This window comes from Paraburkholderia sp. WC7.3g (assembly GCF_050436345.1).
Lineage (GTDB): Bacteria > Pseudomonadota > Gammaproteobacteria > Burkholderiales > Burkholderiaceae > Paraburkholderia > Paraburkholderia podalyriae.
Genome location: NZ_JBNDMA010000001.1, coordinates 1,239,864 through 1,253,655, shown reverse-complemented (window position 1 = coordinate 1,253,655; position 13,792 = coordinate 1,239,864). Strand labels below are relative to the sequence as shown.

Sequence of the window (13,792 nt, the reverse complement as noted above, 5' to 3'; positions counted from 1 at the left end):
CTGTCGAGGTGGGAGTAATGCGGATCTATCAGATCAAAGTACCGTTTTCCGGTTCGACGCTCACACCAGGCCGGTCGCGTAATACACCGCGATCACGAAGAACACCGCGAGCGTCTTGATCACGGTGACCGCGAAGATGTCGCGATACGACTGCCGATGCGTGAGGCCCGTCACCGCGAGCAGCGTGATCACCGCGCCGTTGTGCGGCAGCGTATCCATGCCGCCGCTCGCCATCGCGACCACGCGATGCAGCACCTCGAGCGGAATCTGCGCGGCTTGCGCACCCTTGATGAACATCTCCGACATCGCGGCGAGCGCGATGCTCATCCCGCCGGACGCCGACCCCGTGATTCCCGCCAGCGTACTGACCGACACGGCCGCGTTGACCAGCGGATTCGGAATGCTTTTCAGCGCATTGCCGACGACGACAAAGCCCGGCAGCGCCGCGATCACGCCGCCGAAGCCATATTCCGACGCAGTATTGAGCGACGCCAGCAGCGCGCCCGCCACCGCCGCCTTCGTGCCGACCGCGAAGCGCTGGCTGACGCGACCGAACGCCGTCACGACGACCATCACGATGCCGAGCAGCAGCGCGCCCTGCACGGCCCAGATCGCGACCACGGCCTTGACGCTCGTCTCGACCGGCGCATGCAGACCCGGTAGGGTGTCAGGCGTGACCGTGAAGGTCGGACCGTACCAGGTCGGAATCCAGCGCGTCAGCAGGAAGTTCGCGACGCCGACCACGACGAGCGGCGCCACAGCCAGCAGCGGATGCGGCAGGTGCTTCGATTCGACGTGCTCCGGCTCGTTGACGAGTTCGGTGCCGTAACCCTCGCCGGTCGCCATCGCGGCGCGGCGGCGCCATTCCAGATACGACAGACCGACCACGAGGATGAACAGCGAGCCGATCACGCCGAGCGTCGGCGCGGCCCACGAGGTGGTCTTGAAGAACGTCGTCGGGATGATGTTCTGGATCTGCGGCGTGCCGGGCAGCGAGTCCATCGTGAACGAGAACGCGCCGAGCGCGATCGCGCCGGGCATCAGGCGCTTCGGAATGTTGCTCTGGCGATATAGCTCGGCCGCGAACGGATAGACCGCGAACACGACGACGAACAGCGACACGCCGCCGTAGGTGAGCAGCGCGCACACCGCGACGATCACCGCATTCGCGCGCGAGCGGCCGATATAGCGGATCGCGGCCGCGACGATCGCCTCCGAGAAGCCCGACAGCTCGATTACCTTGCCGAACACGGCGCCGAGCAGAAACACCGGGAAGTACAGCTTCACGAAGCCGACCATCTTGTCCATGAAGATGCTCGTGAAGACGGGCGCGACGGCGGCGGGCTCGGTAGCGAGGACGGCGGCGAGCGCCGCGATCGGCGCGAACAGGATCACGCTGTAGCCGCGATACGCGGCGAACATCAGAAACGCCAGCGCGGCGATAACGATGAGAAAGGACATTGAGTCTCCATAGCCGGGTTGTTCTAAGGGGTTGCCGTGCTGATTGAGCGACGGCGCGGCGCGGTCGGAACGCAGCTTCCATGCCACGCCGGGCGTTTTGCCGGCCAGGCGGCGTGGCGCAAGGCGCGGCCGCGCAGCGCGGCCCGGGCAACGCCGGCGGATTGTACCCGGGCGTCTCCAAAACGGGACGCTAATCCGCTGGGGATAGCCTCAAACCAGGGTAAGTCATGATGGATAAGGTCTGTCGCCTGTCTCCATTTGGAGATAAATTCGTCCACCAGTGGAGACGGGCACAGACACAACGATAAGTGGAGACAGCGACAGCATGATGACCGACTGGACGGGCCTGCCCGCCACCTATGACGACGTGCTTCGTCGGGCAATGGATTCGCTCTTTCGCACGTTCGAAAACTTCAGCGAAGGCACGTTTATCGTCGATGGGCAGGCGCGCGTCGTCTGGATCAACAAGCGTTATGCGGCGCGCTTCGGCTTTGCGGACCCGCAGCAGGCGATTGGCCGGGATTGCGAAGCGGTGATCCCGAACAGTCTGATGCGCGAGGTCGTCAACACCGGCCGGCCGATCCTGCTCGACATCATGGAGACCGATCGCGAACCGCTCGTCGTCACGCGTCTGCCGCTGAAGGACGATGCCGGCGCGACGATCGGCGCGGTCGGCTTCGCGCTGTTCGACGAGCTGAAAGCGCTGTCGCCGCTTTTTTCGCAGTACTCGCGGCTGCAGCAGGAACTGATCGCGACGCGCCAGTCGCTCGCGCAGGCGCGCCGCGCGCGCTACACGTTCGGCAGTTTCGTCGGCACGAGCGCCGCGTCGCTCGAAGTCAAGCGCCAGGCGCGGCGCGCGGCGCAACTGGAATCGCCGGTGCTGCTGCTCGGCGAAACCGGCACCGGCAAGGAGCTGCTCGCGCATGCGATTCACGGCGGCTCGGCACGCGCGCATCAGCCGCTCGTCAGTGTGAATGTCGCGGCGATTCCCGACACGCTGCTCGAAGTCGAATTCTTTGGCGCCGCGCCCGGCGCGTACACCGGCGCGGATCGCAAGGGGCGGGTCGGCAAGTTCGAGCTCGCGAACGGCGGCACGCTGTTTCTCGACGAGATCGGCGACATGCCGCCGTCATTGCAAGGCAAGCTGCTGCGCGTGCTGCAGGACAAGGAGTTCGAGCCGCTCGGCTCGAACCGCATCGTGCGCGCGGATGTGCGGATCATCGCGGCGACGTCGGCCGACCTGCCCGCGCTCGTCGCGGCCGGGCGTTTTCGCGCGGACCTGTTCTACCGGCTCAACGTGCTGACGATCCATGCGCCCGCGCTGCGCGAGCGTTCGTCCGACATCGAGGCGCTTGCCTACGCGATGCTTGAGGATCTGGCTGCGCAGGCACCCGGCGGCAGACACTTCGAATTGCACGACGACGCGTTGCGCCTGCTGTGCGCATACGGCTGGCCCGGCAACGTGCGCGAGCTGCGCAACACATTGGAGCGCGCCGTGATGCTGTCCGACAGCGAACGCATCGATGCGCGCGTGCTCGCGCCTTTCATCGGCTCGGGGCAGGGCGGCACGCTCGCACCGACGCAGACCCCGCCTCTGGCGCACGCCAGCGTGGACGCTACCGTCGCGGCCAAACCGTCCTCGTGGAGTGACGCGATGGCCGCGTTCGAAAAGCGTTTTCTGTGCGACGCGTTGCGCGCGAACGGCGGCCGCGTCATCGACACTGCCAAACAGATCGGCATGGGTCGCGCGACGCTATACAAGAAGATCGCCGCGCACGGCATCGACGTTTGACGCGTCGTGCCCAACCGGTCGTGCCGTGCGAACTGACGCAGCACGAGGGCCGCGTGGCACAATCGCGAGATCGAAAAACAAGACGTGACCGGGGTCTCCATGAAACGCCTTTCCTTCTTCGCGCGCCGCTCCAGCGTTGTGCTGGCCGTCGGCGCGATTGTCGCGCTTGGCGGTTGCAGCAGCAGCGCGCCGCTGTTCCTGCCGGACGGCCGCGCGACCACGCTGGTGCAATGCCCGGTGGGTTCCGACTCGTGCTCGCAGCAGGCGGCCGCGAGTTGCAATGGCGCGTTCGACGTCGTGCGCCAATCGAGTGAGGGCGGCACATTGAGCCTGATCTACGCGTGCCGCGCGACCGCGAAGTAAGCACTTGGTGTCGCGCCGGTGCAATGCCGGCGCGCTCGGCTGGCCGATAATCGGTCGGCGCCGTCTGGTTTCTTTTCTGCGAACCCCCGCCCATTCCCAATCCGCTCGAATAGCACCTCGCGTCATTCCGGTTAGCACATGGCCGTCATAAATCCATGCGCCTAATGTGTGTCGATAAGCGATTAGCATGCGAATTGGGTTAAGTAGGTCCGCACGCGGCATTTTTACAACCTTGAGTCGCCGCGCACCGCTTATGCTGTTCGCCCGACGACAATTTGTCTTTACCCTTCGGGGCGTCGAACCGGGTCGGTGCGGAAGCTAACGGAACGTGAACTTTGACAGCAGTATTCTTTTTAAACCGTTGGTGATTTAAAACGGCGCGGAGAAACCGCCGGTTTTTCCGACGCAGCAGAGGTTCGGGAAGGTTTTTCCGCCACCGGCAGGCTTTATTTTCGGGCCGCGCAGGCCAACGCGGCTTCATGCTTTCGATTTTCTTGCTCCAACACTAATCCAATAGAATTCGGGGAAAGCAATGAATCATCAGCAACTCGAAAAAGACATCGAGCATCTCGAGCAAATAATTTCCCATATTTCCGTACAAGACCGTATTCCGTTGTCTTACTGGCGAAACCGCCTCAAGCACGTTTCCGGTGCGGTTCTTGTGCCGGCGCAGGCAACACGCGTCAAACGCCTCGATGCCGCGCTTTGCGCACTGGAAAAACGGCAGAAAGCCTAATCACTGTGTCCACCAATCGGAATCGGCACTTAGGAAATCCGTTTTCTTGTACCGACACAGGACGAACATGCAGATAGCGGGACTTGCCGCGACCCGGCTCACGACGTTGACCAATGAGATGCAGGGCTACGTGGAACGGGGCGAAGTGGCGGGGGTGGTGTCGCTCGTATGGCGGCATGGCGAAATCGGCTACTTCGAACCGGTCGGCCTACGCGACGAAGCCGCGCAATTGCCGATGGAGCGCGACACGCTGTTTCGCATCGCGTCGATGACGAAGCCGGTGACGAGTGCCGCGATCCTGATGCTGATCGAGGAAGACCGCCTCGCTCTCGATACGCCCATTTCACCGTGGCTGCCCGAGCTTGCGGCGCCGCGCGTGCTGCGCGATCCGACCGGCCCGCTCGACCGGAGCGATCCGATCCGCGCGCCGCTCACGGTGCTCGATCTGCTCACGCATCGCGCGGGCTTCGCGTATCACTTCACGGCTACGGGTCCGCTCGCCGAAGCCTACGCGGCCGCGTTCAACGGCTTCGAAGCGAGCGGCGACAACAGCGCGTGGCTGGCGCGCATCGCCGCGTTGCCGCTGATGTTCCAGCCCGGCTCGCGCTGGCACTACGGCGTTGCGACCGACGTGCTCGGCGTGCTGATCGAACGCGTGAGTGGCATGCCGCTCGGCGAGTTTTTCCGCACGCGTATCTTCGAGCCGCTCGGCATGCGCGACACCGCGTTCTGGGTGCCCGACGCGCAGCTTGCGCGCCTCGCTACCGCATACAACATCGATCCCGGCACGCGGCGTCGCGTGGTCGAGGATCATGCGGCGGCCAGCCGTTGGGCGAATCCGCGGCGCTTTCAGAGCGGCGGCGGCGGGTTGGTCTCGACCGCCGAGGACTATCTGCAATTCGCGCAGCTGCTGCTCGGGCGTGGGCGCGTCGGCGACACGCGGCTGCTGTCGCATCGCTCGGTCGATCTGATGCGCAGCAATTTCCTGAGCCGCGACCAGCGCCGCCTGCCCGCCTTCGGTCACGTGATCTGGGCGGGGCAGGGCTTCGGCCTCGGTCTGTCGATCGTCGACGATCCGGCGCAGCAATTGCCGCTCGGCTATCGCTCGCCCGGTTCGTTCGGCTGGCCCGGCGCGTACGGCACGAGCTGGTTCGCCGATCCGGTCGAGAACATGATCGGCCTGATGCTGATTCAGCGCCGCTCGATCGACCCCTTTCCGATGGCCATCGACTTCGAACGCCGCGTCTACGATGCGATCGACGATTGAGCGCGTCCGCCGCGCATGCACTCGGGCACGCGATTCACTATCCTGTGATTTATTCGTCTGATAGTGTGCGCCAACCATTCATTGCAATTCATCGCAGTGCGTCCAACCGAGGGGGAAACACCGGCATGGCCTCTTACAAACAACTGACCGCGCAACTCGAAAAACTCCACAAGGAAGTCGCAGCGGCGCGCGACAAGGAAGTCGCGCAAGCTATCGCCGATATCAAGCAGAAGGTCGCCGAATACGACCTGACCGCCGAAGAACTCGGGTTCACGAGCGCCGCGTCGAAGCCGCGCCGCAAGTCGTCAACGACGTCGGTCGCCAAGTACCGCAATCCGAAGACCGGCGAAACATGGAGCGGCCGCGGGCGCTCGCCAGCCTGGCTCGTCGGGAAGAATCGCGAGCGGTTTCTGATCGAAGGTTGAGCTTCGTCGTGGATGCTGAGGCGTCCGTGTTCTCTGAAGTGATGCGTAGTTTGATTCGTTCCGCACCGTTGCGAAGGTCCCGAAAACGCTCACCTTTGCGTGATGCCTGACCGCGTACAGCGGGATTTATCAAAGCATTCGAACCTCGCGGGATGTTTCGGTGAGCCAGGCTTTGTCGCGCGACGCACCGCCGCATCTACGAATTGCCATCGTGTCGCGGCGCTGCGCGCGGCTCGGTGAAAACCCGCGCCAGCCTTTGCTGGCGGGCGTTTCCAGGCGTCGCGCAAGAGCCTGTCGGTAGCGGTGCGAAGCTTTGTCGCGGTTTTCCCGCGCATCGCGTTTGTGATGCTGGCGTCGTAGCAGGTGCGCGTATGCGCTTCGCGATCCTCACCTTTGGCCGCGAATCGATATTCGCCACCGCAAGTCCCGAAAACGCTCACCTTTGGCCGCCTGCGTTCGCGACGCGCGGGCGCTCCCGTCGTTCCCCGTGGTTCCCCATCCGGCGCCGCGCCGCCTTTCCCCGGCCGTCGCGCCGGACGTGTATCATTCGCACCTTGCGCCGTTTTTGCGCCAGCGATTCCCGTATCGTCGAACATTGGGGCGTGACCCGTTCGCCACCCGTTGTCGGACGCGGCGCGAGCGCCGGCCGATCCCGGCCCGCGCCCGACTCCGCTCGACGCCGCCGCGCCACGCGCGGCATACCGGCCGCCCAGGGCCGCCGGGAACCGCCCGAACCCCTTTCCGTGACCGCCAGACCCGATGTCAGTCTCCGAACTCAAACGCCGCCGCACGTTCGCGGTCATTTCCCACCCGGACGCGGGTAAAACCACACTCACCGAAAAGCTGCTGCTGTTCTCGGGCGCGATCCAGATCGCCGGTACCGTGAAGGGCCGCAAGAGCAACCGCTACGCGACGTCCGACTGGATGGAAATCGAAAAGCAACGCGGCATCTCCGTCGCGAGCTCGGTGATGCAGTTCGAGTACGGCGATTGCGTGATCAACCTGCTCGACACGCCGGGCCACGAGGACTTCTCCGAGGACACCTACCGTGTGCTGACCGCGGTCGATGCCGCCGTGATGGTGATCGACGGCGCGAACGGCGTCGAAGCGCAGACGCTGAAGCTGCTGGAAGTCTGCCGCAGCCGCAAGACGCCGATCGTCACGTTCATCAACAAGCTCGACCGCGAAGTGCGCGAGCCGCTCGAACTGCTCGACGAAATCGAGCAGCATCTCGGTGTGTCGGCGGTGCCGTTCACGTGGCCGATTGGCATGGGCAAGGTTTTCCAGGGCGTCTACGACGTCCAGCGCGACCAGGTGCGCGTGTTCCGCGCCGGCCAGGATACCGCTGGCGGCGCGGTCGAAACGCTGCAGGCGTTGAGCGACGAGGAAGGCGAGCGCCGTTTCGGCCATGCCTGGGTGCGCGCGAAGGAAGAGATCGACCTGATCAGCGGCGCGACGCCCGAGTTCGACCGCGAGCAGTTCCTCGCCGGCCAGCAGTCGCCGGTGCTGTTCGGCTCGGCGATCAACAACTTCGGCGTGAAGGAAATTCTCGACGCGCTGGTCGACCTCGCGCCGCCGCCGTCGATGCGCATGACCGTGCAGCGTCCCGTGCAGCCGGAAGAGTCGAAATTCACCGGCGTCGTATTCAAGGTGCAGGCGAACATGGACCTCGCGCACCGCGACCGCGTCGCGTTCATCCGCGTGTGCTCGGGACGTTTCGAGCGCGGCATGGCCGTGAAGGTCACGCGCTCGAACAAGACGTTCCGCGCGAACAACGTGGTCACGTTCCTGTCGCAGCGTCGCGAGACGGTGAGCGAGGCGTATCCGGGCGACATCATCGGGATTCCGAATCACGGTACGCTAAGTCTCGGCGATACGCTGACCGAAGGCGAACAGCTACAGTTCGTCGGCCTGCCGTTCTTCGCGCCGGAAATTTTTCAGACCGTCGAAGTGGTCGATCCGATGCGCGCGAAGCAGCTCGGCGAAGCGCTGAAGCAGCTCGGCGAGGAAGGCGCGATTCAGGTGTTCCGTCCCGAAGCGGGCGGCCTGATTATTCTCGGCGCGGTCGGGCAACTCCAATTCGAAGTGGTGTCGCACCGTCTGTCGACCGAATACAAGGTCGACGTGCGCATGGCGCCGGCACGTTACCGCCTGTCGCGCTGGGTGACCTGCGACGATCCGTCAGAACTGCGCCGCTTTACCGATTCGTACTCGGCGCGGATCGCGCTCGATGCGTCCGATGCGCCGACCTATCTGGCCTCGCATGTATCCGAGATCGAAGTCGCGCAGAAAGCGTGGCCGAAGATCGTGTTCAACGAGTTGCGCGAGCACTCCGGCGCGCCGTTCAGGAAGGCGATGTAAAGCCGCGAGTTCGCTGGTTCCGAAGGCAAAAAGCCGCGTCGTTCGACGCGGCTTTTTGCTTTGCGGTCGCGACAACGTCCCGCGCCAGCACGCGACTTCGCCTATGCTGACGGAACTACCTGCCCCGCCGCGAAGCCGGCTCCGATTCCTGTCCAACCGCATGGAGCACCCGTGACCGTTCGCAACCTCGACGCCTTGTTTCGCCCGAAATCCGTCGCCGTGATCGGCGCGTCCGAGCGGCCGGGCAGCACCGGCGCGATGGTCTGGGCGCGTGTGCTGGAAGGCGGCTTCGACGGCCCGCTGTGGCCGGTCAATCCGAAGCACGCGACGCTCGGCGTCCACCCGGTGATTTCCGGCGTCGGCGATCTGCCGCAGCCGCCTAACGTCGCGGTGATCTGCACGCCGCCCGCGACGTGGCCCTCGTTGATCCATAAGCTCGGTGGCATGGGCACGCGCGCCGTGATCATCGTCGGCGAGGTGCGCAGCGATGAAGACCGGCTCGAGCTGCGGCACGCGCTGTCGGCGGCGCGACCGCATCTGCTACGCATCGTCGGACCGGGCAGTCTCGGCGTGGTGTCGCCGGCATTCGGCGCGCATCTGGGCGCGCCGTCGTGCACGGTCAAGGCGGGTGGCGTCGCCTGGGTGTCGCAGTCGAATGCGCTGACCAACGCGGTGCTCGGCTGGGCGCGGGCGCGCGGGCTCGGTTTTTCGCACGCGGTGGCGCTCGGCGCGGAGGCCGACGTCGATGCCGGCGACGTACTCGATTACCTCGCGAGCGACGCCGGCACCCGCGCGATCCTGCTGGAACTCGACAGTGTGCGGGCGGCGCGCAAGTTCATGTCGGCCGCGCGCGCGGCGGCGCGCAACAAGCCGGTGCTCGCGCTGCGCTCCGGGCGCGACGACCCCGCCGACGGTCTCTATACAGCGGCGTTCCGGCGCGCGGGCCTCGTGCGCGTCGACGCACTCGACGATCTGCTCGACGAAATCGAAACCCTCGGCGTCGGCCGGGTGGCGGCGGGCGCCACCGCGACGCTGATCACCAGCGACAGCGGTCTTGCGACGCTCGCGCGCGACGCGTTCGCCGCCGCCGGCGGCCCGCTCGCGCCGTGGCCGGCCGCGGCGTCGGACGCGCTGCGCGAGGCGCTGCCGCAGGCGGTCGGCGGCAATCCGCTGCTGCTCGGCGACGGCGCGCGTCCTGAGCACTTCGGCGCCGCGCTGAAGCTGCTCGGCGAGTATCACGAGACCGGCACCGCGTTCGTGGTGCACGCATCGACGCATGGCGCGCCGGTCGATGACGTCGCGCAGACACTGATCGAGCATCAGCGCTTTGCGTATCGCGGGCTCCTCGCATGCTTCTTCGGCGGCGTCGATGCGGCGAGGCGCGACGCGCTGCACGCGCAGGGCATCCCGGTGCACACGACGCCGCAGCGGCTCGCGCGCGCGTTCGCGCGTCTGGTCGATTACCGGCTGGGCCGCGAGTTGCTGATGCAAACGCCAGAGGGCCTGCCCGCGCAGATTCCCGAGGCGATCGATGCCGCCCAGGCGCAGGCTCGCGAAGCGTTGGCGGCGGGCGAAAGTGAGCTTGTCGGGGACGCGGCGGCGCGGTTTCTGGCGCGCTTCGGGCTGCGGGTGGAGGGTGCCGAAGGGGCGGGCGCCGACGCGCAGCGAGCCGATGCGGACGGCGCGGCAAAAGCCATCGTCGACATCGCCATCGAACTGCACGATGACGATAACTTCGGCCCTGTGTTCCGTTTCACCGCGCCGCCGGTCGACGGCGTTTCCAACGGGTTGCGCGTCTATGGCCTGCCGCCGCTCAATCCGATGCTTGCGCGCGACATCGTCACGCGTTCGCACTATGCGAGGCTGGTCGCGCCGGAGCCGACGCTCGCGGCGTTGACGGCGGTGTCGCAAGCGGTTTGCGACGTGCGCGAGGTCGTCGGCCTGTCGTTGAAGCTCAGGGTCTACCGGGATCGCGTGACGGTGGTCGATCCGCTGTTGCGTGTCGGCGCGCAGCGCAGCCGTCTGGCGATCATGCCGTATCCGCGGCGCTTCGAGGAAACGATCGACTGGCAGGGCATGCGCGTGACGGTGCGACCGATTCGCCCGGAAGACGAAAACGCGCATCGCGATTTCGCGCAGGCGATGACGCCGGAAGATTTGCGCCTGCGCTTTTTCGGCGCGGTCGGCGCGTTCGACCACTCGCAACTCGCGCGCATGACGCAGATCGACTACGACCGGGAAATGGCGCTGATCGCAACAGTCGACAACGAAGACGGCGTCGCGCAGACGCTCGGCGTGGTGCGCGCGGTGGCCGATCCCGACAACGAGACGGCCGAATTCGCGGTGGCCGTGCGCTCGGACCAGAAGGGGCGGCGCCTCGGCCAGTTGCTGATGCAGCGGATCATCGCGTACGCGCGGGCGCGCGACACGCACTGGCTGGTCGGTGAAGCGTTGCGCGAGAACACCGCGATGATCGCGCTCGCGAGGGCCAGCGGTTTCACGATCACGCGGACCGATGACCCCGGTGTGGTCGGTTTCCGGATGGCGCTCGACGAAACGGCGGGGGCGGACCCGAAGTCCTCCGCGCAGAACCGGCCGCCGCGTTGAATGGCTGACATCGCAGCCCGTTCAACGCACGGCATCACCCTCTCAAGCTGCCAACTTCAGCGCCGCCTCATCCACCTGCGCGCGCGTGACAGACAGCTCATCGAGCCATGCCTGCGCATACGTGGCGCCGGTTTCGCGCTCGAGCCGCGCGATCGTGGCCGCGCAGCGGTTCGCGTCCTTCAGCGTCGAAATGAACGATTTCACCGACTCCCCGCCCTTGAACGCGTCGTACAGCGGTACCCGGATTTCGTCGGGCAGCGGACGTGTGGTCCATTGATACGGCTTGCCGTTGAACGTCAGCGACGGCGGCAGCACGCGTTCCTTGCGCCCGGCCGGAATCAGGCCATAGGTACGCGCCGCTTCGCCGATCTGCTCGGCCGAAAACAGCTCGTCGGGCGTGATGTCGAATTGCCGGATGAAGGTCTCGATGCTTTGCATCGCGGCGGCGCGGTCGTCGCGGCGCTTCTGCGCGTGAGCGACGATGTCGCGTAGTTCGTCGGCTTCTTCCGCCGTGATCGTGAAGCTCGACTGCTTCTGCTGGAGTTCGGAAAAACGCTGGAATTCGGAATCGGTCAGAAGTTTGGCCATTGCTCAATCGATGCGCGCGCATGAGCCCGTCATGCGGCGTAGTTTTGGAAGGGCCGCCATTCTAAACCATGTGCGCGAGCGCGCCGCTGGGTAGCTTGCCGATCATGCGGCCTGCTCGTGGAACATCGACAGCGCCTGCACCGTGTCGCGCAGCAGCGTGGTGGCCGCTTCGAGCGTCGGCGCGACGTATTCGTCGATCCGCCGCAGATACGGGCAGGTCAGCACCGCGATCGCCTGTCCTGACGGCGCGAGTATCGGGAACGTCACGTCGGTGACGCCGAACGTCTGCTGGCTGTCCTTCTGCCAGAAGCCCGCCGCGCGAATGCGCTCGCAGGCCTCCTCCAGCGCGTCGCGATCGAGCGTCACTTCGCCCTTCACCTTCGTGTGCTCGGCAAGCATCTGCTGACGCTGCTCGACGCTCTGGAACGCGAGCATCACGCGTCCCGAGCCGGTGTCGATCAGGCCGACCCGCGAGCCGAGCCGCACCGACATGCCCCATGTGCCCGGCCCGTCGACCTGCGCGATCACCAGCAGGTTGCCGCGGTCGTAGACGGCGAGGTGGCACGACTGCTCGGCCGCGTCGGCGAAACGCTGCATCAGCGGCAGCGCTTCGGCGATCAGCCGGTTCATCGGCGGATGACGATGCGCGAGCGCGAACAGCTTCAGACCCAGCGAGTAGCGGTCGCCGGCCGCCGAGCGCACCACGTATTGCCGCGCGACCAGACGTTCGAGCATCCGGTACATCTCGCTCGCGTTGCGGCCCAGCTGTCGCGTGATTTCGGCGCGCGTCAGGCCCTCCTTCTGCTCGGACAGCAGCTCGAGAATGTCGAGGCCCTTGTCCAGAGCGGGGGCGCGGTAGCGGTCGTCGTCTTTGTCTTCGGCTTCCATCGTCGGGGTCGGGGAATTCCGTTTGGGGTTCCCATTATCTGGTGCGCGCGGGCGAGTGCGTGACATTTCGCGAACTGGATGGCACAGGTCCAGGGAAAATCCGGGCATCCGCGACGCGTAGTCTTCTTGACTTGGGAAAATTCGAATATGAATAATACGTTCATTAGTGAATGAATGCACGCTTGAGCGGTGCGCGAGTGTATCCGCCGCATCTTGCCGCCGCATGGTAAAAAGACCACACATCTGGAGACACGCTCATGTCGGCATCGATCGAATCGAAGATCGGGCAGCGGCGCCGTATCGGCCGCGGCTCGTTGCAGGTGGGCGGATTGGGGCTCGGCACGGCGCCACTCGGCGACCTGTACCGCGACCTGTCCGACGAGGATGCCCACGCGACCGTCGCCGCCGCCTGGGACGCGGGCGTGCGCTACTTCGACACCGCGCCACATTACGGCCACACGAAGGCCGAGCATCGGCTCGGCACCGCGCTGCGCCACTACCCGCGCGGCGAGTACGTGCTGTCGACCAAGGTCGGCCGCCGCTTCGTGCCGCGCACGTCGCCGCTCGACGACCGCGAAGGCTGGCAGAATCCGCTGCCGTTCGAAGCGATCTACGACTACACGCACGATGGCATTCTGCGTTCGTTCGAGGACAGCCAGCAGCGCCTCGGCATCATCGACATCGACATTCTTCTCGTGCACGACATCGGCCGCGTCACGCACGGCGACCAGCATCCGCACTACTGGCGGCAACTGACCGAAGGTGGCGGCTTCCGCGCGTTGGAGCTCCTGCGCTCGACCGGCGCGATCAAGGCGGTCGGCCTCGGCGTCAACGAAGGCGGGGTGATCCTCGACGCGATGGCCGAGTTCGATATCGATTGCGCGTTGCTCGCGGGCCGTTATACGCTGCTCGAGCAGACCACCCTCGACGACTTGCTGCCCGCCTGCGAAGCCCGCGGCGTCAGCATCCTGCTCGGCGGCGCGTTCAATTCGGGCATTCTGGCGCGCGGCGTCGAAGGCGATCTGAAGTTCAATTACGGCGCTGCGCCGCCCGAGGTGATCGAGCGCGTCGCGCGTCTGGAGGCAGTGTGCCGCGCGCATAACGTGCCGCTCGCCGCCGCCGCGTTGCAGTTTCCGTATGCTCATCCGGCGGTGGCCACCGTGCTGACCGGCGCGCGCAGTGTCGACGAATTGCGCGAGAACGTCGCGTCGTTCGAGCGGCCGATCCCCGCGGCCCTGTGGTCCGCATTGCGCGACGCGGGCCTGCTCGACCCCCGCGCGCCCGCGCCCGAGGACTGACCGACC

At 65.9% G+C, this 13,792-nt stretch carries 11 protein-coding genes; 8 read left to right on the top strand and 3 right to left on the bottom strand.

Annotated features, from left to right (window positions below):
- Nucleotides 1–60: 60 nt before the first annotated feature.
- A complete protein-coding gene (locus tag OKW43_RS05805; RefSeq protein WP_429445796.1) occupies nt 61–1,461 on the bottom strand; it encodes a GntP family permease in 1,401 nt (466 codons plus the stop codon).
- Between the two features lie 325 nt (nt 1,462–1,786).
- On the opposite strand from OKW43_RS05805, the gene OKW43_RS05800 reads away from it, so the two are divergent.
- The 7 genes from OKW43_RS05800 to OKW43_RS05770 all read left to right on the top strand — a co-directional run bounded on the left by OKW43_RS05800 (nt 1,787) and on the right by OKW43_RS05770 (nt 11,012).
- A complete protein-coding gene (locus OKW43_RS05800) occupies nt 1,787–3,253 on the top strand; it encodes a sigma-54 interaction domain-containing protein (RefSeq protein WP_429445794.1) in 1,467 nt (488 codons plus the stop codon).
- A 99-nt stretch (nt 3,254–3,352) separates the two neighbouring features.
- Nucleotides 3,353–3,616, top strand: a complete 264-nt coding sequence (locus OKW43_RS05795) for a hypothetical protein (RefSeq protein ID WP_187635469.1) — start codon at nt 3,353–3,355, stop codon at nt 3,614–3,616.
- 532 nt (nt 3,617–4,148) lie between these two features.
- On the top strand, nt 4,149–4,352 hold the full coding sequence (locus OKW43_RS05790; protein ID WP_187635470.1) for a hypothetical protein: 204 nt from the start codon (nt 4,149–4,151) through the stop codon (nt 4,350–4,352).
- Nucleotides 4,353–4,419: 67 nt separating this feature from the next.
- Entirely contained in the window at nt 4,420–5,619 is a 1,200-nt protein-coding gene (locus tag OKW43_RS05785; protein WP_187635471.1) for a serine hydrolase domain-containing protein, read from the top strand.
- 125 nt (nt 5,620–5,744) lie between these two features.
- Entirely contained in the window at nt 5,745–6,044 is a 300-nt protein-coding gene (locus tag OKW43_RS05780) for an H-NS family nucleoid-associated regulatory protein (protein WP_429445791.1), read from the top strand.
- 759 nt (nt 6,045–6,803) lie between these two features.
- Nucleotides 6,804–8,405, top strand: coding sequence for a peptide chain release factor 3 (locus OKW43_RS05775; protein WP_429445789.1), 1,602 nt, complete (start codon nt 6,804–6,806; stop codon nt 8,403–8,405).
- A 171-nt stretch (nt 8,406–8,576) separates the two neighbouring features.
- Nucleotides 8,577–11,012 (top strand): GNAT family N-acetyltransferase, encoded by a 2,436-nt coding sequence (locus tag OKW43_RS05770; protein WP_429445787.1) that lies wholly within the window; start codon nt 8,577–8,579, stop codon nt 11,010–11,012.
- 42 nt (nt 11,013–11,054) lie between these two features.
- Here OKW43_RS05770 and OKW43_RS05765 read toward each other — a convergent pair whose 3' ends face one another.
- On the bottom strand, nt 11,055–11,600 hold the full coding sequence (locus OKW43_RS05765; RefSeq protein WP_429445785.1) for a hypothetical protein: 546 nt from the start codon (nt 11,598–11,600) through the stop codon (nt 11,055–11,057).
- Between the two features lie 102 nt (nt 11,601–11,702).
- Nucleotides 11,703–12,488: an IclR family transcriptional regulator gene (locus OKW43_RS05760; RefSeq protein WP_187635476.1), complete on the bottom strand. Its 786-nt coding sequence runs from the start codon at nt 12,486–12,488 to the stop codon at nt 11,703–11,705.
- 257 nt (nt 12,489–12,745) lie between these two features.
- Between OKW43_RS05760 and OKW43_RS05755 the strand changes: the two genes are divergently transcribed.
- Complete coding sequence (locus OKW43_RS05755) at nt 12,746–13,786, top strand: aldo/keto reductase (RefSeq protein ID WP_429445783.1); 1,041 nt, start codon at nt 12,746–12,748, stop codon at nt 13,784–13,786.
- Nucleotides 13,787–13,792: the final 6 nt, after the last annotated feature.